General features: G+C 65.6%; 31 protein-coding genes and 1 tRNA gene. 12 read left to right on the top strand and 20 right to left on the bottom strand.

What is annotated here, in order from left to right; all coding sequences use genetic code 11:
• The first annotated feature begins 52 nt into the window (after positions 1-52).
• The 3 genes from KQ910_RS07030 to KQ910_RS07040 all read left to right on the top strand — a co-directional run bounded on the left by KQ910_RS07030 (position 53) and on the right by KQ910_RS07040 (position 2,358).
• Positions 53-976 carry a serine/threonine dehydratase gene (locus KQ910_RS07030; RefSeq protein WP_216957747.1) on the top strand — a complete coding sequence of 308 codons (924 nt, stop codon included), beginning with the start codon at positions 53-55 and terminating at the stop codon, positions 974-976.
• 302 nt (positions 977-1,278) lie between these two features.
• Positions 1,279-1,875: a hypothetical protein gene (locus tag KQ910_RS07035; RefSeq protein ID WP_216957748.1), complete on the top strand. Its 597-nt coding sequence runs from the start codon at positions 1,279-1,281 to the stop codon at positions 1,873-1,875.
• Positions 1,876-1,956: 81 nt separating this feature from the next.
• Positions 1,957-2,358: a hypothetical protein gene (locus KQ910_RS07040; protein ID WP_216957749.1), complete on the top strand. Its 402-nt coding sequence runs from the start codon at positions 1,957-1,959 to the stop codon at positions 2,356-2,358.
• An 8-nt stretch (positions 2,359-2,366) separates the two neighbouring features.
• Here the strand turns inward: KQ910_RS07040 and KQ910_RS07045 are convergent, their stop codons facing one another.
• The 14 genes from KQ910_RS07045 to ribA all read right to left on the bottom strand — a co-directional run bounded on the left by KQ910_RS07045 (position 2,367) and on the right by ribA (position 16,135).
• Positions 2,367-2,921 (bottom strand): hypothetical protein, encoded by a 555-nt coding sequence (locus tag KQ910_RS07045; RefSeq protein WP_216957750.1) that lies wholly within the window; start codon positions 2,919-2,921, stop codon positions 2,367-2,369.
• Between the two features lie 19 nt (positions 2,922-2,940).
• On the bottom strand, positions 2,941-3,882 hold the full coding sequence (locus tag KQ910_RS07050; RefSeq protein WP_216957751.1) for an ABC transporter ATP-binding protein: 942 nt from the start codon (positions 3,880-3,882) through the stop codon (positions 2,941-2,943).
• 2 nt (positions 3,883-3,884) lie between these two features.
• The gene (locus KQ910_RS07055) at positions 3,885-4,862 is read right to left on the bottom strand and encodes an ABC transporter ATP-binding protein (protein WP_216957752.1); all 978 of its coding nucleotides are present in this window, start codon (positions 4,860-4,862) and stop codon (positions 3,885-3,887) included.
• A gap of 3 nt (positions 4,863-4,865) precedes the next feature.
• Complete coding sequence (locus tag KQ910_RS07060) at positions 4,866-5,705, bottom strand: ABC transporter permease (protein WP_216957753.1); 840 nt, start codon at positions 5,703-5,705, stop codon at positions 4,866-4,868.
• Positions 5,705-6,721, bottom strand: coding sequence for an ABC transporter permease (locus tag KQ910_RS07065; protein ID WP_216957754.1), 1,017 nt, complete (start codon positions 6,719-6,721; stop codon positions 5,705-5,707). The genes KQ910_RS07060 and KQ910_RS07065 overlap by 1 nt, the downstream gene beginning before the upstream one ends.
• Positions 6,706-8,310 (bottom strand): ABC transporter substrate-binding protein, encoded by a 1,605-nt coding sequence (locus KQ910_RS07070; RefSeq protein ID WP_216957755.1) that lies wholly within the window; start codon positions 8,308-8,310, stop codon positions 6,706-6,708. Before KQ910_RS07070 ends, KQ910_RS07065 begins: the two co-directional genes overlap by 16 nt.
• A 58-nt stretch (positions 8,311-8,368) precedes the next feature.
• Complete coding sequence (locus tag KQ910_RS07075) at positions 8,369-8,797, bottom strand: PaaI family thioesterase (RefSeq protein WP_216957756.1); 429 nt, start codon at positions 8,795-8,797, stop codon at positions 8,369-8,371.
• Complete coding sequence (locus tag KQ910_RS07080; RefSeq protein WP_216957757.1) at positions 8,794-9,807, bottom strand: zinc-binding dehydrogenase; 1,014 nt, start codon at positions 9,805-9,807, stop codon at positions 8,794-8,796. Before KQ910_RS07080 ends, KQ910_RS07075 begins: the two co-directional genes overlap by 4 nt.
• 3 nt (positions 9,808-9,810) lie before the next feature.
• A complete protein-coding gene (locus KQ910_RS07085) occupies positions 9,811-11,310 on the bottom strand; it encodes a class I adenylate-forming enzyme family protein (RefSeq protein WP_216957758.1) in 1,500 nt (499 codons plus the stop codon).
• Positions 11,304-12,398 carry a M14 family metallopeptidase gene (locus KQ910_RS07090; RefSeq protein WP_216957759.1) on the bottom strand — a complete coding sequence of 365 codons (1,095 nt, stop codon included), beginning with the start codon at positions 12,396-12,398 and terminating at the stop codon, positions 11,304-11,306. Before KQ910_RS07090 ends, KQ910_RS07085 begins: the two co-directional genes overlap by 7 nt.
• A gap of 49 nt (positions 12,399-12,447) precedes the next feature.
• Positions 12,448-13,290, bottom strand: a complete 843-nt coding sequence (locus tag KQ910_RS07095) for a VOC family protein (protein WP_216957760.1) — start codon at positions 13,288-13,290, stop codon at positions 12,448-12,450.
• A 190-nt stretch (positions 13,291-13,480) separates the two neighbouring features.
• Positions 13,481-13,660, bottom strand: coding sequence for a hypothetical protein (locus KQ910_RS07100; RefSeq protein ID WP_216957761.1), 180 nt, complete (start codon positions 13,658-13,660; stop codon positions 13,481-13,483).
• 56 nt (positions 13,661-13,716) lie between these two features.
• The gene (locus KQ910_RS07105) at positions 13,717-14,949 is read right to left on the bottom strand and encodes an ABC transporter substrate-binding protein (protein ID WP_216957762.1); all 1,233 of its coding nucleotides are present in this window, start codon (positions 14,947-14,949) and stop codon (positions 13,717-13,719) included.
• A gap of 22 nt (positions 14,950-14,971) precedes the next feature.
• Complete coding sequence (gene ribA, locus KQ910_RS07110) at positions 14,972-16,135, bottom strand: GTP cyclohydrolase II (protein ID WP_216957763.1); 1,164 nt, start codon at positions 16,133-16,135, stop codon at positions 14,972-14,974.
• A 104-nt stretch (positions 16,136-16,239) separates the two neighbouring features.
• Between ribA and KQ910_RS07115 the strand changes: the two genes are divergently transcribed.
• Positions 16,240-16,938, top strand: a complete 699-nt coding sequence (locus KQ910_RS07115) for a response regulator transcription factor (RefSeq protein ID WP_216957765.1) — start codon at positions 16,240-16,242, stop codon at positions 16,936-16,938.
• 76 nt (positions 16,939-17,014) lie between these two features.
• Positions 17,015-18,082 (top strand): ferritin-like domain-containing protein, encoded by a 1,068-nt coding sequence (locus KQ910_RS07120; protein WP_216957767.1) that lies wholly within the window; start codon positions 17,015-17,017, stop codon positions 18,080-18,082.
• 7 nt (positions 18,083-18,089) lie between these two features.
• Here the strand turns inward: KQ910_RS07120 and KQ910_RS07125 are convergent, their stop codons facing one another.
• Together KQ910_RS07125 and KQ910_RS07130 are read right to left on the bottom strand one after the other, a co-directional pair.
• Positions 18,090-18,749 (bottom strand): YoaK family protein, encoded by a 660-nt coding sequence (locus tag KQ910_RS07125; RefSeq protein ID WP_255560185.1) that lies wholly within the window; start codon positions 18,747-18,749, stop codon positions 18,090-18,092.
• Entirely contained in the window at positions 18,707-19,726 is a 1,020-nt protein-coding gene (locus tag KQ910_RS07130; protein ID WP_216957770.1) for a ferredoxin--NADP reductase, read from the bottom strand. Before KQ910_RS07130 ends, KQ910_RS07125 begins: the two co-directional genes overlap by 43 nt.
• A 145-nt stretch (positions 19,727-19,871) precedes the next feature.
• Between KQ910_RS07130 and KQ910_RS07135 the strand changes: the two genes are divergently transcribed.
• Positions 19,872-20,939 (top strand): ferritin-like domain-containing protein, encoded by a 1,068-nt coding sequence (locus KQ910_RS07135; RefSeq protein WP_216957772.1) that lies wholly within the window; start codon positions 19,872-19,874, stop codon positions 20,937-20,939.
• A gap of 207 nt (positions 20,940-21,146) precedes the next feature.
• On the opposite strand, the gene KQ910_RS07140 is transcribed toward KQ910_RS07135, so the two are convergent.
• From KQ910_RS07140 to KQ910_RS07150, 3 genes are all read right to left on the bottom strand, one after another.
• The gene (locus KQ910_RS07140) at positions 21,147-21,806 is read right to left on the bottom strand and encodes a hypothetical protein (protein WP_216957774.1); all 660 of its coding nucleotides are present in this window, start codon (positions 21,804-21,806) and stop codon (positions 21,147-21,149) included.
• Between the two features lie 18 nt (positions 21,807-21,824).
• Positions 21,825-22,490, bottom strand: coding sequence for a hypothetical protein (locus KQ910_RS07145; protein ID WP_216957776.1), 666 nt, complete (start codon positions 22,488-22,490; stop codon positions 21,825-21,827).
• Positions 22,491-22,565: 75 nt separating this feature from the next.
• Positions 22,566-22,641 (bottom strand) — tRNA-Ala (locus KQ910_RS07150).
• 102 nt (positions 22,642-22,743) lie between these two features.
• Here KQ910_RS07150 and KQ910_RS07155 point away from each other — a divergent pair.
• The 6 genes from KQ910_RS07155 (at position 22,744) to folD (ending at position 25,627) form a co-directional block, all read left to right on the top strand.
• Positions 22,744-23,136, top strand: a complete 393-nt coding sequence (locus tag KQ910_RS07155; RefSeq protein WP_216957777.1) for a RidA family protein — start codon at positions 22,744-22,746, stop codon at positions 23,134-23,136.
• 13 nt (positions 23,137-23,149) lie between these two features.
• Positions 23,150-23,377, top strand: a complete 228-nt coding sequence (locus KQ910_RS07160; RefSeq protein ID WP_156717329.1) for a hypothetical protein — start codon at positions 23,150-23,152, stop codon at positions 23,375-23,377.
• The gene (locus KQ910_RS07165; RefSeq protein WP_216957778.1) at positions 23,378-24,028 is read left to right on the top strand and encodes an FHA domain-containing protein; all 651 of its coding nucleotides are present in this window, start codon (positions 23,378-23,380) and stop codon (positions 24,026-24,028) included.
• 79 nt (positions 24,029-24,107) lie between these two features.
• Positions 24,108-24,401: a YggT family protein gene (locus tag KQ910_RS07170; protein WP_068195442.1), complete on the top strand. Its 294-nt coding sequence runs from the start codon at positions 24,108-24,110 to the stop codon at positions 24,399-24,401.
• Positions 24,376-24,732: a DUF167 domain-containing protein gene (locus KQ910_RS07175; protein WP_216957779.1), complete on the top strand. Its 357-nt coding sequence runs from the start codon at positions 24,376-24,378 to the stop codon at positions 24,730-24,732. The genes KQ910_RS07170 and KQ910_RS07175 overlap by 26 nt, the downstream gene beginning before the upstream one ends.
• Positions 24,725-25,627 (top strand): bifunctional methylenetetrahydrofolate dehydrogenase/methenyltetrahydrofolate cyclohydrolase FolD, encoded by a 903-nt coding sequence (folD, locus tag KQ910_RS07180; RefSeq protein ID WP_216957780.1) that lies wholly within the window; start codon positions 24,725-24,727, stop codon positions 25,625-25,627. The genes KQ910_RS07175 and folD overlap by 8 nt, the downstream gene beginning before the upstream one ends.
• Positions 25,628-25,640: 13 nt before the next feature.
• Here folD and KQ910_RS07185 read toward each other — a convergent pair whose 3' ends face one another.
• Positions 25,641-26,555: a metal ABC transporter solute-binding protein, Zn/Mn family gene (locus KQ910_RS07185; RefSeq protein ID WP_216957781.1), complete on the bottom strand. Its 915-nt coding sequence runs from the start codon at positions 26,553-26,555 to the stop codon at positions 25,641-25,643.
• Between the last annotated feature and the right edge of the window lie 17 nt (positions 26,556-26,572).

A 26,572-nucleotide genomic window follows, 5' to 3' on the forward strand; every position in this document is an offset into this window, starting at 1 on the left:
CCCTTCGGGGACACCTTCCCCGATGACGGGGGAGGAGAAGCGAAGAAGCCCAATGATCTCCCGAACCGAAGTAGAGGCCGCCTGGGGCCTGATCCGTCCGCAGGTGCGTCGCACGCCGGTCATCGAGCTCGCCGCCGGTTCGCTGGGCGTGACGGCACCGCTGGCATTGAAGCTCGAATCGCTGCAGGTCAGCGGCTCGTTCAAGGGACGCGGCGCGTTCCACAAGCTGCTGGCCTCGAAGGTGCCGGCCGCCGGCATCGTTGCGGCCTCGGGCGGCAATCACGGCGCCGCCGCGGCCTATGCCGCGCATGCCCTGGGCCACAAGGCCGAGATCTTCGTGCCGACCATCGCTGCGCCCGCCAAGGTGGCGCGGCTGCGCAGCTACGGCGCAGTCGTGCACCAGATCGGTCCCGTCTATGCCGAGGCCCGTGCCGCCTCCGAGGCCCGCGCCGCCGAGATCGGCGCACTGATCGTGCCGGCCTATGAGGACGAGGTCGTGTTCGCCGGCGCCGGCAGTGTCGCGCTGGAATTCGCCGAGCAGGCGGCGTTCGACACGCTGCTGATCGCCGTCGGCGGCGGCGGCCTGATCGCCGGCTGTGCCGCCGCGATCGGATCGGTGAAGAAGATCGTCGCCGTCGAGACCGAGGGCACGCCGACCCTGCATGCGGCGCTGAAGGCCGGGAGGCCGGTCGACGTCGCGATCTCGGGCATCGCCGCCGACGCGCTGGGTGCCAGCCGCATCGGCACGCCCAACTTCGAACTCGCCCGCACTCTGGTCCGCGAGTCCGTGCTGGTCACCGACGATGCCGTGCGCGATGCGCAGCGCGCGCTGTGGGACGAACTGCGCATCGTCGCCGAACCGGCCGGCGCCACCGGCCTCGCCGCGCTGCGCGCCGGCGCGTATCGCCCCGCGCCGGGCGAACGCGTGGCGACGCTGATCTGCGGCGCCAACACCGATCCAAGTTCGGTGACGTAAGCCAATTCAGATTGAGCACATTTCTGCTATACTACCCGCAGGTCTCGACGCAATGCGTCGGCCGTTTCTGCCTGTCGCATTCCGTCTTTGAAGGTCTGAAAGCCCAGCCCGCCCTCATCAACGATGCGGTCGTGCCGGTGCGTTTGAGATGCGTCGTGAAGGCAGTGCCAGCAACACTCTGATTGCCGCCAAGTCGCGAACGGACTTGCCGCGAACACCTCCGCTTGTTGCGGATGGTTCGACGCGCGCGGATCCGTAGCCGTCGCTTGGCAAGCCTTGCAACCATTCCGAAGGAACGAACGATGACCGACCGTAGAGCCGCAGAGATTTTGTATCCGGACCAGGGAAAGGCTTGGCGGATCGAACTGAAGAGCCATCCGATACTTCATCGAGGGCACGCCTTTCTTGCCCTTGTAGATGGAAACGACAGGATCGTCGGCGAACTCCATGGGCTGAGCCATTCGAAGCACACGGGTGAGCCGATGATGGCCGGCATGGACGGAGCAGATCTACGAGGCGTTGCAACAGGACCAGGAGAGGGTTCGCCAATTGGCGGTAACAAGGTTCTCTTGGGAGAACTCCGTGCTGGTTCAAAGGATGAAATCGAACGCATCTGGGCTAAAGGCGTCGCAGCCGCCAGCGCCATCACTGAAACCAAGTTCGACTACAAGGCCCACGATCCATCGTACGAGCTTGGTACCGACGGCGGCCAGATCCAGAACAGTAATTCGGTCGCCTACACGGTCACCAAGGCCATGGGGCTGGCCGCTGACGCCGACCGCGTTCTGCAGGGGCAAAATGAGGGTCGACGCTTTTCGGGGTGGAATCGGGATCTGCTCGATCCGAAGTACAAGCGTTACGTGGCGCCACCGGTCTTCCCGGTACAAGATGCTCCGTGACGCTTCAGCTGGATTGCAACCATAGATTAGTGGAGCTAAGAGGACTTCCCGGCATGCTGCGCTTTCACAATGAGGTGCGGCATGCCGAGATTCTCCTGCGGTCGTCTCGCGTCAGTCTTTGTTCTATTGCTTGCCGTCGGAGGCTGCACGTTCTGCGGTAACGTCGAGAGAGCCTTTGTGGGCACTGTGTCCAAGGTGACCGGCCCATATCACTACACGCTGCCAGCCAACACATGGATCGACAACTCAAGAGTGGCTTCTTATCTGCATGAAGTCATCGAGAGAAGCGGGCGGCAGCAACTCGGTTACTCAGGGTACGATTGCGCACCACGACCGGTTGCAGACTGTCCTGATTGTCTTCTTTGCACCGAGAAAATCCGCGGGGTCAAAAATGGCGACTGCAAGCCCGAAGGCGACCTTTTGATCCGGGCCTATGTCGGTCCCGGCTCGAACGTGCAGGCCCAGACCTACTGGAAGAAGTAGGTTTCGATCTACCGCGTGACTTCGGTCACCACCGCACGGTTGGCCTTTCCGGCGCCGTCGCTGAAATCGTAGCGGATGGCGAACTTGTCGGACGGGGCGATCCACCAGCGAGAGATCGAGCGCTGGCCCTTGTCCCCGGTCTCGTTCATCTCGATCAGGAACGTGTCGATCATCTTCTCGCCCGGCCCGGTACGGCGTTCGTAGCGCACGACGGCGAGCGTGTAGGTCCAGGTGCCGCCACCGACCTTGTAGCTCGCCTCGATCTTCTTGCCGGCCTCGAGCGGCCACAGGCGTTCGGGGCGCAGGGCGGCGATGAAGGCGGTCGCGTCGTTGCCGTCGGCCGACGGATTGTCGAACAGCAGCGCGCGCAGCTTGAAGGGGCCGCCGCCCACGCGCTCCATGTTGCAGTCCATGCCGCTGCGTCCGCGCGCCACGACCTTGACGCCGCTGTCGTAGGTGAAGGTCGTGCCCGGGTCGGGGCAGGCGAACTCCATGGTCTGGGCGGAGGCGGCAGCGCAGAAGCCACCGGCGAGGAGCAGGGGGGCGATGAAGGCGAATCTCATGCGCCGGATCATAGCCAAATCAGACGAAATGGCACGCCGCCTGCGCGCCGTTGCCGACCGGCCGCAACACCGGCTTCTCGGCCCAGCAGCGGTCCTGTGCCAGGGGGCAGCGCGAATTGAAGGGACAGCCGGGGGGAGGGTTGAGCGGGCTGGGCAGCTCGCCCTGAAGGACGGTGCGCTGGCGGGCGCGGGCGAGCTTGGGATTGGCGATCGGCGCGGCGGCCAGCAGGGCCTTCGTGTAGGGATGCCGGGGGTCGCGCCAGATCTGGTCGCGGCCGCCAACCTCGAACAGCATGCCGAGATACATCACCGCCACCCGGTCGGCGATGTGCTCGACCACGCTGAGGTCGTGGCTGATGAAGAGATAGGAGACGCCGAACTGGCTCTTCAGGTCCTCCAGCAGGTTGATGACCTGGGCGCGGACCGAGACGTCGAGTGCCGAGACCGGCTCGTCGCAGATGATCAGCTTGGGGCTGAGCGCCAGGGCGCGGGCGATGCCGATGCGCTGGCGCTGGCCGCCGGAGAACTCGTGCGGGTAGCGCTGCTTGGCGTCGCTGGGCAGGCCAACCCAGCGCAGCAGGGTCTCGACCCGCTCGGCGGTGGCGCTGGCCTTCCATCCCGCGAGGACCATCGGCTGCGCCACCGAACGGCCGACCGTCGAGCGTGGGTTCAAAGACCCGTAGGGGTCCTGGAAGATCATCTGCACCTTGCGGCGCATGTCGGCGAGCTGCTCGCGGTTCAGCGGCGCAATGTCGACGCCCTCGACCACGATCTCGCCCCCGGCCACCGGGACCAGCTTCATGATCGCCTTGCCGAGGGTGGACTTGCCGCAGCCCGATTCGCCCACCAGGCCCAGCGTCTCGCCGACGGCAAGATCGAGGCTGACGCCGTTCACGGCGCGCACGATGCCGCCCGATGTGTTGAACTGGACGCGCACGTCCCTCAGCGAAAGGAGCGACACGGTCAGCCTCCCTCGGCCGCGAAGCAGGCGACGAGTCGGCCCGGCCCCGGAACCGTGAGGGCAGGCTTCTCGGTGAGGCAACGGTCCATCACCCGCTTGCAGCGCGGCGCGAAGGCGCAGCCTTCCGGCAACGCATTCAGCGGCGGCACCATGCCGGGAATGTCGGCCAGCCGTTCGGCGCGCTCGGCGCCGGGGATCGGCGTCGCGCCGATCAGGCCCACCGTGTAGGGGTGCAGCGGGTTCTCGAACAGGTCGTCGACCGAGGCCTCCTCGACCTTGCGGCCGGCATACATGACCACGACGCGATCGGCCGTCTCGGCGACGACGCCGAGATCGTGGGTGATGAAGATCATCGCCATGCCGGCATCGGCCTGCAGCTTCTTGAGCAGCGCCAGGACCTGCGCCTGCACCGTGACGTCGAGCGCCGTGGTCGGCTCGTCGGCGATCAGTACGGACGGGCTGCAGGCGATTGCCATGGCGATGACGACCCGCTGGCACATGCCGCCGGAGAGCTGGTGCGGATAGGCGTCGAGGCGGCGCGCCGCATCGGGCATGCCGACCAGCTCCAGCAACTCGTGCGCCCGCACGCGCGCCTGACCGCGACCGAGCTCGGTGTGGGTCATCAGCACTTCGACGATCTGCTTCTCGACCGTCGTGACGGGGTTCAGGGAACTGATCGGATCCTGGAAGATCATGCCGATCTCCTTGCCCCGGATGCCGAGCATGGTTTCCTCGGGCAAGGGCACGATGTCCCGCCCGTTCAGCCTGACCTCGCCGCCGACGATGCGGGCCGGCGGGTCGGGCAGGAGCCGCATGATCGAGAGCGCCGACAGCGACTTGCCGCAGCCCGATTCGCCCACGATGGCGACGGTCTCGCCGGCGCCGACGGTGAGGCTCAGCCCGTCGACCGCCTTCATCTCGCCGCGGCGCGTGAACAATGTGGTGCGGAGGTTGCGAACCTCCAGGGGAAGGGCGGCCATCGCTCAGCGGTCCCGGAGCTTGGGGTTGAGCGCGTCGTTCAGCCCGTCGCCCACCAGGTTGAGGCAGAGCACGGTGATCATGATCGCGATGCCGGGGATGGCGCAGATGTACCAGGAACTGCGGATGAGCTGCCGCCCGTCGCCGACCAGCCGGCCCCAGCTCGCGACGTTGGGGTCGCCAAGGCCGAGGAACGAGACGGCCGATTCGAACAGGATGGCGCCCGCCACGACCAGCGAGGACAACACGATCACCGGCGGCAGGGCGTTGGGCAGGATCTCCGAGATGATGATGCGGAGGTCGCTCATGCCCATGGACCGGCAGGCCTGCACGAACTCGCGGTCGCGCAGCGACAGGAACTCCGCCCGGGTCATGCGCGCGATCGGCGTCCAGCTCACGATGCCGATGGCGATCACGATGTTGGTGAGGGTCGAGCCCAGGATGACCACGATGGTGAGCACGAAGATCAGGTTCGGGATGGTCTGGAACAGCTCGGCCACGCGCATGCCGATTTCGTCGACCCAGCCGCCGAAATAGCCGGCGGCGGCGCCCACGCTGACGCCGATCAGCGTGGCGACCGTCGAGGCGAACAGGCCGATCAGCAGCGTCGCCCGCGCGCCGTGCACGATCATCGAGAGGATGTCGCGACCCAGCGAATCGGTGCCGAGCGGGAACTCGGGGTCCTCGCCCGGCCACAGTTCGGGCATCCCGACGATGCGCAGCGGGTCGGTCGGGAAGAAGACCGACGCGAAGGCCGCCATCAGGGCGACGACCAGGATCAGGCAGGCGCCGACCAGCGCGCCGCGGTTGCGCGAGAAGCGGCCGAGAAATTCGAAGCGCTGCATCAGCGGATCTCGATCCGCGGATCGAGCCACATGTAGATCAGGTCGACCGCGATGTTGGCCGCGATGACCACCAGCGATCCCAGGACCATGATGCCGAGTACCACGGGGTAGTTGCGCGAGCTCACGCTGTCGAACAGCAGCGAGCCGACGCCCGGCCAGCTGAACACGCTCTCGATGACGACGCTGCCGGCCAGCACGGTGCCCATCTGGACGCCGAGGATCGTGACCACCGGCAGCAGCGCATTGCGCAGCACATGATGGATCGTGACCTTGTTGCGGCTGAGGCCCTTGGCGCGGGCGGTGCGCACGAAGTCAGCCTGCGCCACCTCCAGCATCGAGGATCGCATGACGCGCGTGTAGATCGCGGCATAGAAGAGGCCGAGCGCCAGGGTCGGCAGGATCAGGTGGTGCACGATATCCAGAACGCCGCCGGTGCCGCCGATCTTCATCATGCCGCCGACCGGCAGCCAGCCGAGTTTCACCGAAAACAGCACGATCAGCATGATGCCGAGCCAGAAGCTGGGTGCGGCGTAGAAGAACATGGCGCCGATCGAGACCAGGCTGTCCCAGAAGGTGCGGACTTTCATCGAAGCGACGACGCCTGCCGCGACGCCCACCGAGACGGCGAGCGCGATGCTCGACACCATCAGCAGGATGGTTGCCGGCAGGTGGATCCAGATTGCCTGGATGACCGGCATGTTCTGCCGGTAGGAGAAACCGAAGTCGAAATGCAGCAGCGCCCAGATGTACTTCAGAAGCTGCATCCACACGGGATCTTCCAGCCCGTAGGTCTTGCGCAGCAGTGCAACCGTCGCCGGGTCGCTCACCTGGTTCTCGGCCGTCATCAGCTCGAGGAAGCTGCCCGGTGCCATCTGGATCAGGCAGAAATTGATGATCACCACGCCCAGCATCAGCGGGACGGCCTGAATCAGCCGTCGCCGCAGGAGCTTGAACGCTGCCGCCCGGCGGGCGGAGCCGCGCAGCGTGGGCGTTGGCGAGACTAGCTCGCCAGCCATAGGTCTCCCCAGCTCGCCGCGAGGAAGTTCGGGTCGTTCGAGTGGTTCTGCACCTTGGTGCTGGCCAGGGTGATCGACTCCAGCTCGACCAGCGGCAGGAGCGGGGCTTCCTGGGTGATGATCTTCTGGAACTCGAAGACCAGCGCCTTGCGCTTGGCCGGATCGGTTTCGACCTTGATGCTGGCGACCAGCTTGTCGACGTCGGGATTGGAATAGCCCGAGGCGTTGCGGAAGGGCACACCCTTCAGGATCCCATCGGTCGTGAAGTACTGCGTGGTCGATGGCACCGGCTCGGACGGGTTGGCCTGATTGGAGATCGCCAGGTCGAAATCATAGTCGGTGTAGATGCGCTTGATGGAACTCGGACGGTCGGGGACCGTGAGATTGATGCCGATGCCGACATCCTCGAGGGCCTGCTTCACGTAGGCGCCGACCTTGCCGTTCTCCTGGAACCAGCCCGCCGAGAGCAGGTTCAGCGTGAAGCGCTTGCCGTCGGCCTTCTTCGGAAAGCCTGCTGCGTCGAGCAGGGAGGCCGCCTTTTTCGGGTCGAACGGCGTCTTGAACGTGTCGGCGGTGAAGAACTCCTTGTTGGGGGAGTAGATCGGGCTCGTGCCCGGCCGCGCGTAGCCGTAGTAGACGGTCTTGGCGATGAAATCGCGGTTGACGGCGTTGAAGATCGCCTGGCGCACCTCGCGCTTGGCGAAGATCGGATTGCGCATGTTGCATTCGAGCGTCGTCGACCAGACGGCTTCCTCGTAGCCCTTGGACGTCGCGACGAACTTGCCGGTGCCGGTGAGGCGCTTGATGTCCGGTGGTGCGACCGGGTTGAATACGCCCATGTGGATATCGCCGGCTTCCATCGCCGCGGCGCGACCCGCCGGGTCACGCACGTAGCGGATGATCAGACGATCGAGATAGGGCTCGTCCTTCTTCCAGTAGTTCTCGTTTTTCACGTACTCGAAGTGACTGCCGCGCACCCATTCCTTGAATTTCCACGGACCCGTCGCAATGGGCGCGTTGTTGGCCGGATTGGTGACGGGATCGCTGCCGGCATAGACATGCTTCGGCACGATGTAGGAGACGATACCGCACAGCGTGGAGGCGAAGAAGAATTCCGGCGTCGGATTGTTGTACTTGAAGACGACCGTGTCGGCGTCCGGCGCTTCGATGCCGGCGAAATCGGTGAGCGCCGAGGCGGCAGCGTACTTCTTCCAGATCTCGCTGACGGAATATACGACGTCGTCGACGGTCATGTCCTTGCCGTCGTGGAACTTCACGCCCTTGCGGATCTTCATGGTGTAGGACTTGAAGTCCGCCGAAGGCTTCCACGACTCGGCCAGCACGCCTTCGAACTTGCCGTCCATGTTGCGCTTCGCCAGCCGCTCGAACAGCTTCGAGGAGGAGAAGGTCGGGCTCGAACCGCCGCCGGCCGGCACATAGCAGGCCTGCGGTTCGCCACCGCCCCAGGTCGCGACCAGCGTGCCGCCCCGCTTGGGCGTGCCCTGCGCGAAAGATCCCTTCGAAGCGCCGACCAGACCGGCCGCAACTACACCCGCGCCGAACACGCGGCGTGAAACCTTGATCGTCATGAATCCCTCCGTTTCCCCAATCCCCGACGCAGACTAAGCAAACTTCATACCGTGTGGCCTAGGCCTGAAGCGTCGAATAGGTCGCACGACCGACGGCGACGAGTGCGCCCTGGTCGTTGAACACGTCGACATCGACGACACCGACGCTCTTGCCGGCACGGCGCACGCGCGCCGTCGTGGTGAGCGCCGTCTTGATCGCGGGCCTGAGATAGTCGACCCGGAAGTTGATGGTCGGCAGGCCGCGGCGCAGCGCCATGACCAGCGCGTAGTCGCCGACCGTGTCGATGATCGCCGCGATCGGGCCGCCATGCCATTGGCCGGTACCGGCGCCACGCTCGAACTCCGGACGCATGGAGCAGGTCATGGTGACTTCCTCCTTCGCCGGATCGGTCGCGGTCACTTTCAGGCCAAGAAAGGCGATGAACGGGGAGCGGTCGAGCTGCGCCTGCATCTCTTCCGAGGTCAGCGGCTGGAGCTTGTCGCTCATGGGGCCACCACGATCTTGCCGAACACTTCGCGATCCTCGATCACGCGCAGCGCTTCGCGCGCCTCGGCGAGCGGGAAGATCTTGTCGACCAGGACCTTGAGCTTGCCGCTCTGCACCAGTTCCAGGAGCTTCTCGATGTCGGTGCGCATCCAGCCGTTGGAGCCCAGGATCTTCAGTTCGAAGGTCCAGATGAAGCGGATATCCTCGGTCGGCGCATAGCCCGCGGTGGCGCCGCAGGTCAGCAGGCGGCCGCCGACCTTCAGCGTCTTCAGCGAATTCACCCAGGTGTCGCCGCCGGTGTAGTTGACGACGACGTCGACGCCCTGGTCGGTGCCGTTGCCGCGCCGCGTGGGCTTGCCGTACATCGCGAAGATTTCCTTCATGAAATCCTTTTCGATGTAGTTGATCGTCTTGTCGGCCCCGAGCTCGGCCAGGCGCTTGGCCTTGGCGTCGGTGCCGGCGCAGGCGATGACCTCGCAGCCGGCGAGCTTGGCGAGCTGCAGGCAGCACACGCCCACGCCACCGGACGCGCCGAGGATCAGGACCTTCTCGCCCTTCGCGACATGACCGTTGGTGACCATCATGCGCAGCGCCGTGCCGTACGCGACGGGAAGCGCCGCGGCGTCGGCGTAGCTCACGCCGTCGGGAATCTTGATGAGCTGATGGGCGCGTGCCTTGCACAGTTCGGCCAGGCCGCCATGCACCGTTTCGCCCATCAGGCCGCCTTCGACCCTGTTGATCGGATCGACCAGGACGCGGTCGCCCTTCTTCCAGCCGGTCACGCCGGCGCCCACTTCGGCGATCTCGCCGGCGACGTCGAGGCCCATGATGGCGGGCATCGGCACCTTGATGCCGGGCATGCCGCGGCGGGTGAAGACGTCGTGATAGTTCAGCGACGAGGCCTTCACCGCGACGATGACGTCGCCTTCGCCCGGCGTCGGGTCAGGAAAGTTGGTCTCGAAGACGAGGCGGTCCGGTCCGCCGTGCTCACGGACGACTGCTGCTTTCATGGGTCAGACTTCTCCAGTTGGGATCTGCTTTGCGAGGACACGCTTGTCGATCTTGTTGGTGCCGGCGAGCGGCATTTCATCGACGAACAGCACGCGCCTCGGATGCTGGTAGGCCGGCGCATTGGCCAGCGCGTAGGTCTTCACCGCCTGCTCGTCGAGCTGGGCGTCGGCCGCCTTGACGACGAAGGCGATCGGCTTGTGGCCCTTCAGCTCGTCGGGGACGGGGATCACGGCGGCCTGGTGGATGCCGGGGTGGCGTTCGAGCATCTTCTCGACCTCGCCGGGATAGATGTTCTCGCCGCCACACACGAACATGTCGTCGACGCGGCCGACGAAATAGAAGAAGCCGTTCTCGTCGCGGCGGAAGACGTCGCTGGTGCGATAGAAGCCGTCCGGCGTCATCACCTCGGCCGTCTTGGCCGGCAGCTTGTGATAGTGCGTCATCAACGCGCCGCACTTCATCTGGAGCTCGCCTTCGTCCTGCACTTCCTGGCCGTCGCGCACGAGGCGGAGCTGAACCTCGGGATGCGGATAGCCCGTCGAGAGGACCGGCTGCGGCAGTCCTTTGGGGTGCGGCCCGAACACGACGGGGCCGGCTTCGGTGGTGCCGTAGCCGTTGCTGACGACAGCCTTCGGAAACACCGCGTGCACCTGATCGATCAGCGATTGGGTAACGGGCGCCGAGCCCATGCGGACGGCCTCGACGGCCGAGAGATCGGCTCTGGCGAGCAACTCGCGCTCACGCAGCATCATCGCGATCATGGTGGGCACCGACGTGAGGAACGCCACGCGATGCTTCGCGGCGGCCTCGATGTAGCCACGCGTCGTGAACTGCGGCAGCAGCACCACGGTGTCGCCCTGCGAGAAGGTGGTCTGGCACATGGCGAGGCCGTTCATGTGATAGAGCGGCGCGGCCACGAGGGCGCGCTGGCCGAGGGGCCCCGGCCGGCGCACGCGCTGGCTGATCGCCCAGAGATGCGAATAGTGAGACAGTACCACGCCCTTCGGACGGCCCGTCGAGCCCGACGTATAGAGGAACATGGCCGGTTCCTCGGGCTTCATCGGAAGCGGCGTGAACGGGCCCTCGTCGAGCAGGCTCTCGAAATCCCTGTCGAATGAGAGTTTTGGTACGTCGTCGGGCGCCAGTGGGAGACGCGCATCGTCGCCGATCACCATCTTGGCGTCGCAGTCGCCCACGACGTAGGCGACCGTCTCGGCCGGCAGCTTGTAGTTCACCGGCACCGAGACGAGCCCGGCCTGCATGGTGCCGAGGAACGTGAGCAGGAACTCCGCGCGGTTGGCCGACAGGATCGCAACCCGATCGCCGCGCTGCAGGCCGCGCTTCAGCAGCCCGCGCGCCACCGCGCCACTCAGCCGGATAATGTCGGCATAGGTGTAGCTGCGCTCGGCGCCATTCCCGCCGGCATCGATCAGCGCCAGGTTGTCGGCCGGCACGTCGCGCGAGATCGCATCGCCCTGATTGTCGTACTTGATGGTCACCATGAGGAAAGTCCCGAAAGTGCCTGGTCGGTGAGCTTCAGCCCGTAGTCGAGCGTGTCCTTGCGCCACTGCCCGTCGAAGGGACAGAAGGCGTCCATCATGTCGGCCTGCAGCGTGGCCAGGACGTCGGGATCCAGGCCGTGATGGTGGCGGCGCAGCCACTGGTCGAGGCGCAGCACGCGGCGCATGTTGACGCCCCGTGTGCCGAACTCGATCACCGCGCCGCACATGTCGCGATTGCCGAGGAAGCGCTGCACGCCCTGGAAGACGAGACCGGTATAGTTGGGCCGCGCCATGCCGTGCGGCCGCACGCCGTCGACATTGTCCTTGCCCCACCAGTCGCAGGCGCGTGCGAACAGCGGACCGGCCGGATCGTTGAAGCAGAGGAAGAACGGCTTGCCGTAGTCGCCGATGCCGGTGTGCCAGTCGATGAAGGCCACGCGCTCGGCGCCGGCCAGCGTCTCCTCGACGATGGCTTCCAGCGTCCGGTTGGACCATTCACGGTCCTTGCCGCCGAACATCAGTCCGTCCTGGTGCGCGTACTGGCCCCGCGCCAGGGTGTCGAACAACACGTCGCGGCCTTTGCTCTCGGCGAACCGGTCGAGCACGCCCGCGACGCGATCGTTCTCCGCGTCCGTCCATTCACGGATCAGCAGGTCCGCGTGGAGCGTCTCGTAATGGGGGTTGGCGGGCGCCGGGCCGGCCTCGCGGTCGATGAAGTTGCGGTTGAGATCGACGTTGTTCTCGGTGGTGCGCGTGAAGTGCGCGAAGCCGTAGGGATTGAGGCCATGCACAAGCACCACGCCGAGGTCGGCCGGCAGACGCGCGGCGCCGCCCGATTTCAGCCAGCCGATCTGGACCGCCGACCCGGAGAACCCTTCCTGACCGTGCGTGCCGCTCACGAACAGCGCCTGCCGGGGCGCCTTGCGGTCGCCGAAGCAGGCCACGTCGATGGCCAGCGGACCACCGTCCGGCGCTTTCTTCGCGGGGTGCAGGAAGGAACGCACCTCGCCCTGCGCCGCCGTCGCAGCCTTGTGAAATTTCGCGCGCGCATTGGCATAGCTCGCCGCGAAGCAGTCGTAATATTCCATCGAACCCCTTCTCGGCCGCTCCCCAGCAGCCCTGACGTCGTTCTTCAGTCTATTCGATGAACTCCAACACTGCGTTCAACGCTTCCCTGGCGGGCACGACCACGCGACCCGCACTCTCGGTCACGCCGCCGATCCTGCCGGCTTGCAAGGCACGTGCCGCCTTGGCCGTCGAAAGGGTGCGGAAGGTCAGGCCCGCCATATAGGCCTTTCGACCCTCGGGGTCGGGCACCGCATCGCCGAACTGCGCCTTGAGTTCGGCTTCCGTCACGATCTCGACACGCGAATTTCCGACCACCACGGCCTTGCCGCCCTTGATGTCGCGCACCGATTCCGCACCGAACATGTCGGCATAGAGTTTCGAGGCCGCAGCGGGATCCGGCTCGACGATCAGGAAGCGCGCGATGGCGACCGTGCCGTTGGCGTGATGCCGCCACTCGTCGCGCCACACCACGTCGCGGGTGAAGTGATGACAGTAGTAGACCCGCCCGTACGGCACGACGCCGGCCTTCATGCGGACCGTGCGGAAGCGCGCGTCACGCATCTCGTCGCCGACCTTCACGGGGCGCGTGAACTCGACCGGCGCCTCGACCGGAACGCCCGCCTTGCTGAGGGCTTCGTAGGTAACGGCGGAATCCTCGGACCCGAACACGAGACCGTTGAGGCCGAACGGAAAGGTGAGCAGGTCAAGGCGACCCGACGTGGCATCCTTCGGGATGGCGATCAGTTCGAGATAGTCGGTCCCGAACATCGCGAGGTGGTTCATCGAGCCGAGCGAGTGGTAGCCGCGTTCGGTGAGCGAAAAGCCGAGCCGTGTATAGACATCGGCGGCATGATCCATGTCGTTACGCGCATTGATGACCACATGGTCCAGCGTCGCCAGCGGCAGCTTCATCTCGTGTCCCCTCTCGCCGTTCATCGTTGCCGATCTTGGCACAGCAAACACGTCAGGATTTCTTATATTTGGTCACGATCCATTTATGCGCGGAAACCATTTCCAAATTCGACCGTCAAACAAGAACAATAATCCTATTTTCGCGCTTCGGCGGTCAATGCCGCCTTGTGGCGTGCGTCTTGCCGCAACGTCAGGCCGATGCGTTGCGAGCGATCACTTCGCGAAAGAAGTCGGGGCTGAGCCTGGGCGTCCGCTTCCGTGTCGCATGGTCGACGCGGACGAGGCTGATAGGCGGCGCATTGAGTCCACGCGCCGCCGGCACGGCGAGGCCGTGCGCGAAGTGGCCGGTCTCGCGGCCCCGCTCGGTCACGGACCGCTCCAAAGCATGCTGCGTGCCCACCCGCCCGCGGGGGCGGGTTGCCGTTCTCAGGTGCTTTCGTTGCTCAGCACGTCACCGAACAGCTTCCACGTCTCGCCATCGAAGGCGGACAGGCGCACCGACTGGATGGGATAGAAGTCCGTCGGGCTGGTGTTGATCTTGATGCCGGGCAGCAGCATCGGCACCACCAGGTTCTTCATGCTGGCGGCCTGCTTCATCAGGTTGTCGCGCGTGAGGTTGTCGCCGCAGGCGTTGAGGCAATGCCGCATCGTGGACGAGACCGCATAGGCATAGACGTTGCCTGAGTCGGCCGGATTGGCGTCGGGCAGGTACTTCTTCATCCACGCGTCCCATTCCTTGTAGTCCGCGTCGTTCACCCACTGCTTGTCGGTCGCGTCCTTCAGGTAGGCGGCGGTGATGATACCCTTGCTGTTCTCGAAGCCGGCGGGCTTCAGCACCGCGGCCACCGAGGCCGAGACGTTGGCGAGATAATGGTCTGGCTTCCAGCCGAGATCGGCCACCTTGCGGATGGCCTGCGCCGCCGCCTTCGGCGCGCAGTCGTTGAAGAAGACGTTGGCGCCGGAGCTCTTGATCTGGATGATCTGGCTGTCGACGGTCGGATCGGTGACCTCGTAGCTCACCTTCGCCGTGACGTACTTCTCGTTTTCCTTGCCGAGGCCGTCGAGGAAGCCGCCGATGTAGTCCTTACCGGAATCGTCGTTCTGGTAGATCATGCCGATGCGCAGATCCTTGAGATTGTCCTTGTACTTGGCCAGCACGTGCTTGGCGTAGATCGCCGCCTCGGTGTGGTAGTCGGGCTGCCAGCCCATGGTCCAAGGGAACTCCTTGGGCATGCCCCACTTGGAGGCGCCGGTGGCGACGAAGAGCTGCGGTACCTTCTTCTGGTTCAGGTACTTCTGCACGACCGTGTTGGTCGGGGTGCCGAGCAGCTGGAAGATGGCGAAGACCTTGTCGTCCTCGACCAGCTTGCGGACCATCTCGACGGTCTTGGGCGGGGAGAAGCCATCGTCGTAGGTGAGGAAGTTGATCCTGCGGCCGTTGATGCCGCCGGTCTCGTTCACCATCGTCCAATAGGCGGCGATCGCCTTGCCGATCGTGCCGTAGGCCGACAGCGGCCCGCTGTACGGGTTGGTGTGGCCGAGCTTGATTTCCTTGTCGGTGACGCCCGGGTCGTACTTCTTCTGGGCACTTGCGATGTAAGGGGAGAACGCGAGCGCAGCACTTCCGGCCGCGAAAGTGCGGCGGTTCATCTTGGTCATTTGTTTCCTCCAGTCGTCGTTATTAGAGCAGGTGGCCTGCTCGTTCTGCCTTGGTACGCAGGTAATTCTCGTTGTGCCCGTTGGACGGGAAGGAATGCTGGACCCGGGCCGCAACCTCGATGCCATAGCGCTCGAGCTGCGCGATCTTCTCCGGGTTGTTGGTCATCAGCCGCACGCGCTGGATGCCCATGCGCGACAGCATGGTGGCAGCGGGTGCGTAGATGCGTTCGTCGGCGTCGAAGCCGAGTTGTTCGTTGGCGTCGATCGTGTCGAAGCCGTCGTCCTGCAATTCATAGGCGCGCAGCTTGTTCACGAGGCCGATGCCGCGCCCTTCCTGGGCGAGATAGAGCAGCACGCCCGATCCCTGCTTGGCGATCTCGGCGATGGCGCTGCGCAGTTGCACGCCGCAGTCGCAGCGCAGCGAGCCCAGCAGGTCGCCGGTGAAGCATTCCGAGTGCAGGCGGATCAGCACCGGTTCGGTCGGGTCGATGTCGCCGACGACGATGGCGAGATGTTCCTTGCCGCCGTCGCTGGGGCGCCAGGCAAGGATGCGGGCATTTTCCGCGCCCTCCAGCGGGACGTGCGCCTGCGCCACCTGCTGCAGGGTGCGCGACGCCGTCTCCTCGTAGCCCGCGACGTCGGCCGCATCGACGTAGACGAGATCCTGTTCGCGCGCCCAGTCCCGCCGCTTGTTGCCGGGATCACGGGTGAGCGGTCCCAGAACCACGGCGGGCAGAAGGCGGGCGAGCTTGGCGAGTTCGATCGCGGCCTGGGCAAGGCCCGGCGCATGGCTGGCCACGGGCCGCGACAGGTGGCGCAAAGCCACGTGGCGGCCGGTACTGTCGCTTTCGTGCGGCCGCAGGATGACGTCGACGGGCACGCCCTCCGGCAGGTCGATCGTGATGGGCTTGTTGGTCTCGCCCATGCCGCCCGCGATATGCGGCGGAATTTCCATGCCGATCGCCTCGGCGCGCCGGCGGGTGGTGACCAGGACGGGGGCGCTCTGGGCGAGACCCTGCAGGCGCTGGAGGGCGCGCGGACCGCAGGATTCGGCGGCTATCACCAGGCAACCGGCCCCGTGCTCGTCGCGCAGCACGACGATACCGCCGCGGCGGAGTTCGGCGAGGGCGCGCTCTACGGCGGCAACTGCAGACGCTGTGCGAGAATGGATCGGGCTGGAACTCATGTCTCTAGCTATCACGCCATGGGAATTCGCCGAAGTGAACCGCTTTTGTGCCCTGATCGTACCGGATAGAGTGAATTTCGAGATGGCTGACAGGTAAAGAACGCATGTCCGTGAACAATCGTGGCAAGAAAATCCTGTTGGTCGATGACGATCAGGCGTTGCGTGGCGTGCTTGCGGAGCAGCTCGATCTCTACGACGGCTTCACGACGATCCAGGTCGGGACGGCGGCGGAGGGTCTCGAGAAGGCCAAGATCGCGCATTATGACGCGATCCTCCTGGACATCGGCCTGCCCGACATGGACGGGCGCGAACTGTGCAAACTGATGCGCCGCCAGGGCGTGCGGGCGCCGGTCATCATGCTGACCGCGGCCGACAGCGACGCAGACACGATTCTCGGCCTTGAATCCGGTGCAAACGACTACGTCACGAAGCCATTCCGCATCAACGTCCTGCTCGCCCGCCTGCGGGCCCATCTGCGCCAGCACGAGCGTAGCGAGGATGCGGTGATGACGATCGGTCCCTATGAATTCCATCCCGCGGCCAAGATGCTGATGGAGAAGGGCGGCAACAAGAAGGTCCGGCTGACCGACAAGGAAGCCTCGATCCTGAAATACCTGTTCCGCGCCGGCGACCGGCCGATCGCGCGCGACGTGCTGCTGAACGAGGTCTGGGGCTACAATGCCGGCGTCACGACCCACACGCTGGAAACCCACATCTATCGGCTGCGCCAGAAGATCGAGAAGGATCCCGCCAGCGCCGCGATCCTGGTGACCGACCGGGGTGGGTACCGCCTTCAGCCGTAGGGGCTTGCCAATTCGTGAACGGAGCGTCATCTTTTCCGCAAGCAATATGTGACGACTTGCCCGGGAGGGTGATGCCATGACCACGCAGCGGATTTACGCCCTGCCCGTCGACGTGACGCAGTGGACGTTCGACGGCGCGACCGACCTCCAGTTCAACTGGGAATACGACGACGGCTCGTCGTCGCTGCTCGAGCTCTACGAGAAGGGCAAGCAACAGCAGTGGGACGCCAGCACGCGCCTCGACTGGTCGCTCGAACTCAATCCCGACAATCCGATGGAGCTGAAGGACGAGGCGATCTCGATCTACGGCACGGATTACTGGAACAGGATGAACGAGAAGGAGCGAAGCTGGCTCAGGCTCCATCTCCAGGCCAACTCGATCTCGCAGTTCATGCACGGCGAGCAGGGCGCGCTGATCGCCAGTGCCAAGATCGTCGGCACCGTCCCCGACATGAACGCCAAGTTCTATGCCGCCACCCAGGTGATGGACGAGGCGCGCCACGTCGAAGCCTACAAGCGGCTGCTGCACGAGAAGTTCAAGGTCGCCTATCCGATCAACAAGGCGCTGCAGACGCTGCTCGAGCAGACGCTGACCGACCGCCGCTGGGACATGACCTATCTCGGCATGCAGGTGCTGATCGAGGGTCTGGCGCTCGCTGCCTTCCAGTCGATCCGCGACAAGGCGGGCAACACGCTGGCGGGCGCCGTGAACGCCTATGTGATGCAGGACGAGGCGCGGCACGTTTCGTTCGGCCGCCTGGCGCTGCGCGAATACTATCCGCACCTCTCCGATGCCGAGCGCGACGAGCGCGAGGAGTTCGTGGTCGAGGCGCTCTATTTCATGCGCGACCGCTTCAACCAGTCCGAGGTCTGGGAGCGGCTCGGCCTGCCGGCCAAGGTGCTCGACGACATCCACTACAATTCCAAGCAGATGAATTCCTTCCGCGGCCGGCTGTTCAGCCGCGTGGTGCCGACGGTGAAGGATATCGGCCTGTGGGGTCCGCGCGTTCAGAAGGCGTTCGCCGAGATGGGCGTGATGGACTACGCCAAGATCGATGTCGCCGAAGTCCTCGCCAACGACGGCAAGGTCGCCGACGACTTCGACCGGAAGATGTTCGTCGAGAAGTCGATCGCGGCGGAGTAGCGCCGGGTCAGAGCAGAAGCAGCAACAGGACGAGCAAAGCGGCCGGGACGAGCAGCGGATAGGCCAGCACCGGCAGCAGCGCGCCGCCGATCACGGCCCCGATCAGGTAGCCGGTCCAGGTGAGCGCCAGCAGCCATGTGTTCACGGCGGACGGCGGCGGTGTCGGCGACCCCGGCCAGAGCCGGTCGACGGCCGCGTCGGCGGTGCGCGCCAAGGTGCTGGTCACCACCACCGTGCTCACCGAATGGCCGGCGAAGCTGGTGATCGCCGAGGCCTGCAGCCCCATGGCGAAGGCCACGATCATCACCGCATTCTCTTCGCTGACCGGGAGGAAGCCCACCACCGCGATGAGGACGGCTTCGAGCAGCAGGACCGCAGCCGGCCCCTTGAGCAGTCGCACCAGCACGCGCGCGAGCATGGCGCCGGGAAAGAAGGCGACCAGCGGCGTCAGGTGGTTCCAGGCGCCGAGATGGTTGCCCTTCGCCAGGTCGATGCCGGCCAGCACCGTGTTGCCGGTCATGTTTGCCGCAAACACGCCGTTCATGGTGACGTAACCCACGGCGTCGGCGATGCCGGCGACCACCGTCAGGATGGTCGCCTGCGCGAGGGGGCGGACGCTAATCGCTACACCACGTCGTAGGTGATCTCGACCTCGGCCCCGAAACAATGGCCCTGGCAGGTCAGGATCCAGTTATTGGCGAGATCGTCGGGCGTGTAGATGTCGTTCTTGGCCAGCACGACCTTGCCCTTGATGGTCTTGGCCGCGCACGAGGCGCAGAACCCCTCCTCGCAGGAAGAGAGCGGGTTGAGCCCGCCGGCGCGAGCGGCTTCGAGAATGGTCTGGCCCTTTGCGTAGGCAACCTTGTGCGCCTTGCCCTCGAAATGGATGGTGATCTCGCCCGGGATCACGTCGCCCTCTTCGCTCGGCTCGACCGGAACCGCGTCGTTGCCCGAGGCCTCGAAGCGTTCGATCCGCACCTTCTCGTGCGGCATGCCGTGCGCGAACAGCGTCTGCTCGACCAGGCTCATGAAGGGGCCGGGGCCGCAGAGATAGACGTCGCCCGCCTCGAAACCCTTCATCGCCGCGACGATCTCCTCGGGCTTCAGGATGCCCTGCGTCGAATCGAGGTGATGGATCACCTCCAGCCGGCCGGGATGGGCCTTCGCCAGGGCCTCGAACTCGGCATCGAAGATCACGGAAGACCTGTCGCGGTTGGCATAGAGCAGCCGGATGCGCCGCGTGCCCTTCAGGGCGCTCTTGATCAGCGCCATCATCGGCGTGATGCCGCTGCCGCCACCGAACAGGAGCAGGGGCGCGTCGCCCTCGCCCAGCACGAAGCGGCCGGCCGGCGGCAGCACGTCGAGCATGCCGCCTTCCTTCAGCGCGTCGTGGAACCAGTTGGAGCCCTTACCGCCGGCGACCCGCTTGATCGTGACCTTCGGCAGACCGTCGGTCTCGGGGGCGCTGGACAGCGAGTAGCAACGGTTGAATGTCCCGTCGGCGTGCGGGACGCGGAAGGTCAGGAACTGGCCCGCGCGATACCGGTACTTTTCAGCGAGTTCGGGTGGGACCTCCAGGACGAAGGAGCGCGCGTCCGGCGTTTCCTGGATGATCTTGGCAATGCGCAGCTGATTATAGGACATCAAAAACTCATCTTCAGATGCCCGTTTTCCGGGCGGACTCTCCTAGCAGACTGTGCTAGCGTCCGCCGAGAAAAATGAGCGGAGCGTCATTGTTCCGACGCTCCATAGGGATGGGACAAGGTTCAGGGCCAGGAGGCAAGAGCCGATGACGACGCAAAAAATTTATCAGCTGCCGGTCGAAATCACGAACTGGAAGTTCGACGGTGCCACCGAGATTGCGTTCAACTGGGAGTACGAGGACGGGTCCGCCGACCTGCTGAACCTGTACGAAAAGGGCAAGCAGCAGCAGTGGGACACCAGCACCCGTATCGACTGGTCCCAGGAGCTGTTCGAAGGCAACCCGATGGGCATGGCCGACGAAACGATCCCGATCTACGGCTCTCCCTTCTGGGACAAGATGACCGACAAGGAGAAGGACTGGCTGCGCTTCAACCTGCAGTGCCATTCCATCTGCCAGTTCATGCACGGCGAGCAGGGCGCGCTGATCGCCACCGCCAAGATCGTGAACACCGTGCCGGACATGAACGCCAAGTTCTATGCCGCCACCCAGGTGATGGACGAGGCACGTCACGTCGAGAGCTACAAGCGACTGATCCACGAGAAGTTCAAGGCGGCCTATCCAATCACGGAATCGCTGAAGAACCTGCTCGAGCAGACGCTGACCGACCGCCGTTGGGACATGACCTATCTCGGCATGCAGGTGCTGATCGAGGGCCTGGCGCTCGCCGCCTTCCAGCGCATCCGCGACACCGCCAAGAACAACCTGGCCGGCGCCGTGAACGCCTACGTCATGCAGGACGAGGCGCGTCACGTCACGTTCGGCCGCATGGCGCTGCGCGAATATTATCCGCACCTCTCCGATGCCGAGCGCGCCGAGCGCGAGGAGTTCGTCGTCGAGGCGCTCTACTTCATGCGCGACCGCTTCAACCAGGGCGAAGTCTGGATGCGGTCCGGTCTGCCGGTGAAGGAAATGCTGGAGCACGCCTATCACTCGGGCGCCATGCAGCAGTTCCGCACCCGCCTGTTCACCCGCATCGTGCCGATCCTCAAGGAGATCGGCCTGTTCGGGCCGAAGGTGCAGAAGGCGCTGGGCGAAATGGGCGTGCTCGGCTACGCCGAGATCGACATCGAGAAGCTGATCGGCAACGACCTCAAGGTCGCCGAGGATTTCGATGCCAAGAAGTTCGTGAAGGAACAGATCGCCGCCGAGTAACGCGCGATCGCAGCCGCAATCGGAAAGGGGGCCTCACGGCCCCCTTTTTTCGTTTGCACCACCCCGTCATCTGGACCGGAGCCTCGCGCAGCGAGGCGGAGTGGAGAGATCTTCTCTCTGCGACTTGTCGGCTTTTGGTGGAGCGAAGGTCTCTCCACTTCGCGCCTTCGGCGCTTCGGTCGAGACGACGGTGTTTGCTAAATTCTTCTACTGACAGGTATCGATCCGCGGCGCCGCGCCGAGCACCGTCGCCACCTTCGTGATGTCGATGCAGCGTGTGCCGATCCACGCCTTGCCCTGCACGAAGATCGCGAAGCGGGCGAAGGCGTCGGCCTGTGCGTCGGGTGTCGGCCTCTTGCGGGCCAGCAGCCAGCTCAATGCGTAGATGTTGCCGGTCGCGAAGTCGGCCGACGCGATGTCGGGATCCTTCTGCCAGAGGGCCACGTTCTTCTTCGCCGCGCCGGTCGCGTCGGCAATGCCGGCCAGCCACGTGTTGGCGTTCGCCGCCAGCGCGTAGGAGCCGCCGTTCTGGGCGATCAGCGCCTTCACCTCCCCGGCCGCGCCGACATAGCCCTGGCCCTCGACCGTGCTGCCGGCGCAGCCGACCCGGCACAGCGCCACGAACATCAGATACTCGGCAAGGATGATCTCTATGTTGCCGTTGTTGTGCCGTCGCCAGGCGCGCGCGAGGTTCCAGCCTTGCGTCAGCTCCGCGCCGGTCCAGGGCTTGGCCGCCTGCGGCGTGTCGCGCTCGAGCTCGCCGATCACGGCCTGCGCGGCGGCCTGCCATTCGGGAGGGATCTGGGCGGCGGCCGGTGTGGCGGCGCCGAGCAGGATCAGCAGCAGGGTCGAGAAGACTCGTCTCATGTCGCGCTCCCTAGATGATCAGTATTTGCGAGCCGTCTTGCGATCGCGGCTTTCGTATTGAACGATGTCGTCGGCCCGCAGCACGGTGGCGTCGGGCGGCATCAGCCAGCGCATCTGTGCCGGCTTGATCAGGCGGTAGTGGCGGGCATCGTCGAGCGCCGCGCCGACGTCCCAGCAATTTTCTTCGCTGGTGATCCATTCGTCGGTCGCGAAGCGGCGCAGGTCGATCGAGGCCGAATAGGTGCGCAGCGTCTTGCGGCCCTTGTTGAAGTACTCGTGGAAGTACGACATCGCGAGCTCGCGCAGGCTGCGATAGACCGGGTCGCGCCAGCGCAGCCAGGCATGGTTGCTCTTGGAGATCGCGCCCCAGCAGCCGTCGCGGCGGAACAGGGTGACGACGTGATCGGAATCCTCGCGCGTGGCCGTCAGGTCCATGACCAGCGGCGGCTCCCCCTGCAGCCACAGTGCGCAGGCCGCGACGAAAGCCGCCTCCAGGCAATGGGCCTCGCGATGGCGCAGCACGCCGCGCACGGACCGCAGGCTGTCGCCGCCCTGCTCGAAATTGGCGGGGAGGGCAGACACGTATTCCTGCACGCGCTGCGGCGTGCGCAGCGAGGTGAGGATGCGGCCTTCGGTGGCGGTGAGGCCGAGCTCGGCAGGCGTGGGGCGTTTGCGTCTGCGCATCGAGTGCAATTGTGCCGGGATGCGCCGTGGCAGGCTAGTAAATGAAGCCGGCCATCGAAAAAGGATCGGGGTGGTTGGTGGAGCTGAGGGGGATCGAACCCCTGACCTCCTCATTGCGAACGAGGCGCTCTCCCAGCTGAGCTACAGCCCCCTCCGACCCTTGGAGAACCGCGCGGATAATGGTTGCCGGGCCCCCTGTCAAGCAAACCGGCCTGTGATAGCGTCCGGCCCCTGCTTTTGATGAGGTGAGCCAATGGCCAGCGCCAAGAAAATCGTTCAGACGGACGCCGCCCCCAAGGCCCTCGGCCCCTATTCGCAGGCGGTCGTGGCCAACGGGCTGGTCTTCTGTGCCGGTCAGATCCCGCTCGATCCGGCGACCGGCAACATCGTCGAGGGTGGCATCGCCGAGCAGACGCACCAGGTGCTGAAGAACCTGCGGGCGGTGCTGAAGGCGGCCGGCAGCGACCTCGGACAGGCCGTGAAGACGACGGTGTTCCTGAAGAGCATGGACAGTTTCGGCGCCATGAACGAGGTCTATGGCCTGCCGGAATATTTCGGCAGCGCCACGCCGGCCCGCTCGACCGTGGAAGTCGCGCGCCTGCCGCGCGACGTCATGGTCGAGATCGAAGTCGTAGCCCTGGTCTGACGTCATGGATCCGGTGAGCTGGCTCCTGGCGCTGGGCTCCTTCACGGTGTTCGTCCTGCTGGTCGTGCACCTGTTCCTGTCGCTCGTCCTGATCATCCCGACCTGGCGGATCTGCACGCGCGCCGGTTTCTCGGGCGCCCTGTCGCTGTTCCATCTGGTGCCGGTCATCGGTTCCTTCATCGTCATGGGCATGCTGGCCTTCAGCACGTGGCCCGCGGGCGAAGCCGCGCCGAGGCGATAGATGTTCGGGGTGGAAATCGCGGCCCTCACGGGCCTGTTCGGTCTGACCGGCGCCTTCGCGCTGATCGGCACCATACTCGCGGCCTGGATGGCCTGGCGCATCGTCGAGAAGGCCGGCCTGCCCGGCTGGACCGGACTGGGCGCCATCCTGGTGACGCTGACCGGTATCGGCACGATCGTGCCGCTGATCCTTCTCTGGGTCTTCGCCTTCATGCGCTGGCCGCGCGACGAGCCGGCCGGCGCGAGCGGCGGCGGTTTCACGGCCCCTCATCGGCCCGCACCGGCCACCGGGCCGGTGGCCTTGGGCGGGCCTTCGATGGCGCTGCCCGACGCGCGCGGCTGGCGCCTTGCCGGCGCACTCGCCAATGGCGGCACGGTCTCGCTGGGGATCGACGGGACGTCGGGCAGCTACACGCTGACGGGCGCGCCGGCGGGCGCCTCGACCGATCTCAGCGTGCCCGATCCGTCAGTCGGCCAGCCGCATGCCCGCCTTCTGGTCTCCGGCCGCAGGCTGGGCCTGGAAGACCTGGGCAGCCCCGGCGGTACCTTCATCGACGGCGCCCGGCTGTTGCCCGAGCACGGTCCGCGCGACATCAGCGCCGTGCGCTCCGTCCGCCTCGGCAGCGTCGAACTCGTCCTGACGCGCGCCTGAAATGGGCTTGTGATCGGCAATCGCTGCCGAGTAGGGTGCCGCGGCCGGCGGTTGGCCGGCCTCGAGGCGTGGAGGCCAGATGCTGTCGTTGGCGGTGCTGATCGACAAGATCATCGACATCTACACATGGATCGTGATCGCGAGCGCGATCATGAGCTGGCTGGTGGCGTTCGGCGTGGTGAACGTGCGCAACCAGTTCATCCGGGTCGTGGTCGATCTGCTGTTCAAGCTGACGGAACCCGTCCTGCGTCCGATCCGGCGCATCCTTCCCAATCTCGGCGGCGTCGATATCTCGCCCGTCATCCTGCTGCTCGGCCTGTTCTTCATCCGCAGCCTGCTGTGGGAGTATGTCTGGCCGGCCCTGGTTCGCTGACGTTCCGCTGAGCAGCCTGCCGACCGATCCCGTTTTCCTGCGTCGCCTCTCCGGCGGCGTGACCATCCAGCTTCGCGTGCAGCCGCGGGCGCGGCGATCCGTGCTCGAGCGGACCGCCGACGGCGCGCTCAAGGCCGCAGTGACGGCAGCGCCCGAGGATGGCAAGGCCAATGCCGCCGTCGTCGCCCTGCTGGCGGCCGCTTGGCGCGTCCCGAAATCGACCATAGAAATCGTGCGCGGCGGGACGGCGCGAGAGAAGACGCTCAGCGTCGCGGGCGAGCCGGATGCGCTCGTCGGACGGATTGCCGAATGGATGGACAAGAATGGCTGACGCAAAACTGATCGATGGAAAAGCCTTCGCGGGCGGCCTGCGCCAGCGCGTGGGTGCTGGCGTGGCCGACCTGATCGCCAAGGGCGGGCCGAAGCCCGGCCTCGCCACCGTGCTGGTCGGCGCCGATCCGGCCAGCCAGGTCTATGTCCGCAGCAAGGGAAAGCTTGCGGTCGAACTCGGCATGGCGAGCTTCGATCATCAGCTGCCGGAGAACACGACCGAGGCGGAGCTGCTGGCGGTGGTCGCGCAGCTCAACGCCGACCCCACGGTCAACGGCATCCTGGTCCAGCTTCCGCTGCCCCGGCATATCGACACGGCGAAGGTGCTGATCGCCATCGATCCGGCCAAGGATGTCGACGGCTTCCATCCGGTGAATGTCGGCCGCCTGGGATCGATCGCGCCGGGCGCCCCGCTCGATTTTCCGGTGCCGTGCACGCCGCTCGGCGTGTCGATGCTGCTGCAGGACGCGCTGGGTTCGTTGTCAGGCCTCAATGCCGTGATCGTCGGCCGCTCCAATCTGGTGGGTCGTCCGGTGGCCCAGCTTCTGCTGCGCGCCGATTGCACGGTGACGATCACCCATTCGCGCACCCGCGACCTGCCCGCGGTCTGCCGTCAGGCCGACATTCTCGTGGTCGCGATCGGCAAGACCGAGTTCGTGAAGGGCGGCTGGATCAAGCCCGGCGCGGCGGTGGTCGATGTCGGCATCAACCGGATTCCGACGCCGGAAGGCAAGAGCCGGCTGGTGGGCGACGTTGCCTTTGCCGAAGCGCAGAAGGTGGCGGGATATGTCACGCCGGTGCCGGGCGGCGTCGGCCCGATGACCGTGGCCTGCCTGATGTACAACACGCTGCAGGCGACTCGTCGCGTCGCTGGCCTGCCGTTCGTCGCGGTCTGATGGGGCGGTCTGATCAGTTCTTGAGCATGCCCGCGACGAGGGCCGTCACGTTGTGCCGCATCATCTTCTCGTAGGTCGGCGCGGGTCCATTAGGGCCTGACAGCGCGTCGGTGTAGAGGCGCGGGCCGACGACGGCCCCCGATTCGCGGGCGATCTGATCGACCAGGCCGGGATTGGTCATGTTCTCGACGAACAGCGCCTTGATGCGTTGCTCGCGCGCCTCGCGGATCAGCAGCGCGACATCGCGGGCCGAGGGTTCGCTGCTGGTGTTGTAGCCGCGCGGGGACTGGAACTTCACGCCATAGGCGGCGGAGAAATAGCGAAACGAATCGTGGCCGGTGATCGCCCGGCGCTTGTCGGCCGGTACCTTGGCGATCTCCGCCTTCACCCAGGCATCGAGCTCGACGAGGCGGCGGTCGGCCTGCGCCGCACGCTCCTTGTAGTGCGCGGCGTTCGCCGGATCGGCATCGACGAGACCCTTGGCGATGTTGGCGACATAGGTGCGCACGCGCTGGACGTCCTGCCAGCAGTGCGGATCCGGTCCGTGGGCATGTGAATGCCCGTGCCCATGGCCCGATCCGGCGGCCAGGGTGGCGACACCGGTCGAGGCCACGACCGCGCGTCCCTTGAAGGGCGCGGCCTTGGCGAGACGGTCGATCCAGCCCTCGAAGCCAAGCCCGTTGCTCACGAGGAGCTGGGCGTCTGCCAGCATGCGGGCGTCGCTGGGGCGGGGCTGGTAGGCATGGGCGTCCATATCGGCGCCGACGAGGACGGAGAGGACGACCTTGTCGCCCGCCACCTCGGCCACCAGGTCGCCCAGGATCGAGAAGGTCGCGACGGCCCTGATCGGTGTCTGGGCGGCGGCGGGCAGGCCGGGCAACAGGCCCAGCGCCAGGAAGAGAAGCGGGAGACGGCGACGGGGAAGCATGCTGTTATAATATAACG

It is taken from the genome of Reyranella humidisoli, assembly GCF_019039055.1.
GTDB lineage: Bacteria > Pseudomonadota > Alphaproteobacteria > Reyranellales > Reyranellaceae > Reyranella > Reyranella humidisoli.

What these genes read in the sequence shown, in the direction of transcription:
- KQ910_RS07185 (WP_216957781.1), bottom strand. Translation starts at nt 26,555, where the DNA reads ATGCTTCCCCGTCGCCGTCTCCCGCTTCTCTTCCTGGCGCTGGGCCTG.
- KQ910_RS07115 (WP_216957765.1), top strand. Translation starts at nt 16,240, where the DNA reads ATGTCCGTGAACAATCGTGGCAAGAAAATCCTGTTGGTCGATGACGAT.
- KQ910_RS07175 (WP_216957779.1), top strand. Translation starts at nt 24,376, where the DNA reads ATGTCTGGCCGGCCCTGGTTCGCTGACGTTCCGCTGAGCAGCCTGCCG.
- KQ910_RS07145 (WP_216957776.1), bottom strand. Translation starts at nt 22,490, where the DNA reads ATGCGCAGACGCAAACGCCCCACGCCTGCCGAGCTCGGCCTCACCGCC.
- KQ910_RS07140 (WP_216957774.1), bottom strand. Translation starts at nt 21,806, where the DNA reads ATGAGACGAGTCTTCTCGACCCTGCTGCTGATCCTGCTCGGCGCCGCC.
- KQ910_RS07075 (WP_216957756.1), bottom strand. Translation starts at nt 8,797, where the DNA reads ATGAGCGACAAGCTCCAGCCGCTGACCTCGGAAGAGATGCAGGCGCAG.
- KQ910_RS07080 (WP_216957757.1), bottom strand. Translation starts at nt 9,807, where the DNA reads ATGAAAGCAGCAGTCGTCCGTGAGCACGGCGGACCGGACCGCCTCGTC.
- KQ910_RS07095 (WP_216957760.1), bottom strand. Translation starts at nt 13,290, where the DNA reads ATGAAGCTGCCGCTGGCGACGCTGGACCATGTGGTCATCAATGCGCGT.
- KQ910_RS07055 (WP_216957752.1), bottom strand. Translation starts at nt 4,862, where the DNA reads ATGGCCGCCCTTCCCCTGGAGGTTCGCAACCTCCGCACCACATTGTTC.
- ribA (WP_216957763.1), bottom strand. Translation starts at nt 16,135, where the DNA reads ATGAGTTCCAGCCCGATCCATTCTCGCACAGCGTCTGCAGTTGCCGCC.
- KQ910_RS07135 (WP_216957772.1), top strand. Translation starts at nt 19,872, where the DNA reads ATGACGACGCAAAAAATTTATCAGCTGCCGGTCGAAATCACGAACTGG.
- KQ910_RS07085 (WP_216957758.1), bottom strand. Translation starts at nt 11,310, where the DNA reads ATGGTGACCATCAAGTACGACAATCAGGGCGATGCGATCTCGCGCGAC.
- folD (WP_216957780.1), top strand. Translation starts at nt 24,725, where the DNA reads ATGGCTGACGCAAAACTGATCGATGGAAAAGCCTTCGCGGGCGGCCTG.
- KQ910_RS07045 (WP_216957750.1), bottom strand. Translation starts at nt 2,921, where the DNA reads ATGAGATTCGCCTTCATCGCCCCCCTGCTCCTCGCCGGTGGCTTCTGC.
- KQ910_RS07170 (WP_068195442.1), top strand. Translation starts at nt 24,108, where the DNA reads ATGCTGTCGTTGGCGGTGCTGATCGACAAGATCATCGACATCTACACA.
- KQ910_RS07155 (WP_216957777.1), top strand. Translation starts at nt 22,744, where the DNA reads ATGGCCAGCGCCAAGAAAATCGTTCAGACGGACGCCGCCCCCAAGGCC.
- KQ910_RS07035 (WP_216957748.1), top strand. Translation starts at nt 1,279, where the DNA reads ATGACCGACCGTAGAGCCGCAGAGATTTTGTATCCGGACCAGGGAAAG.
- KQ910_RS07065 (WP_216957754.1), bottom strand. Translation starts at nt 6,721, where the DNA reads ATGGCTGGCGAGCTAGTCTCGCCAACGCCCACGCTGCGCGGCTCCGCC.
- KQ910_RS07070 (WP_216957755.1), bottom strand. Translation starts at nt 8,310, where the DNA reads ATGACGATCAAGGTTTCACGCCGCGTGTTCGGCGCGGGTGTAGTTGCG.
- KQ910_RS07040 (WP_216957749.1), top strand. Translation starts at nt 1,957, where the DNA reads ATGCCGAGATTCTCCTGCGGTCGTCTCGCGTCAGTCTTTGTTCTATTG.
- KQ910_RS07060 (WP_216957753.1), bottom strand. Translation starts at nt 5,705, where the DNA reads ATGCAGCGCTTCGAATTTCTCGGCCGCTTCTCGCGCAACCGCGGCGCG.
- KQ910_RS07130 (WP_216957770.1), bottom strand. Translation starts at nt 19,726, where the DNA reads ATGTCCTATAATCAGCTGCGCATTGCCAAGATCATCCAGGAAACGCCG.
- KQ910_RS07030 (WP_216957747.1), top strand. Translation starts at nt 53, where the DNA reads ATGATCTCCCGAACCGAAGTAGAGGCCGCCTGGGGCCTGATCCGTCCG.
- KQ910_RS07165 (WP_216957778.1), top strand. Translation starts at nt 23,378, where the DNA reads ATGTTCGGGGTGGAAATCGCGGCCCTCACGGGCCTGTTCGGTCTGACC.
- KQ910_RS07105 (WP_216957762.1), bottom strand. Translation starts at nt 14,949, where the DNA reads ATGACCAAGATGAACCGCCGCACTTTCGCGGCCGGAAGTGCTGCGCTC.
- KQ910_RS07120 (WP_216957767.1), top strand. Translation starts at nt 17,015, where the DNA reads ATGACCACGCAGCGGATTTACGCCCTGCCCGTCGACGTGACGCAGTGG.
- KQ910_RS07090 (WP_216957759.1), bottom strand. Translation starts at nt 12,398, where the DNA reads ATGGAATATTACGACTGCTTCGCGGCGAGCTATGCCAATGCGCGCGCG.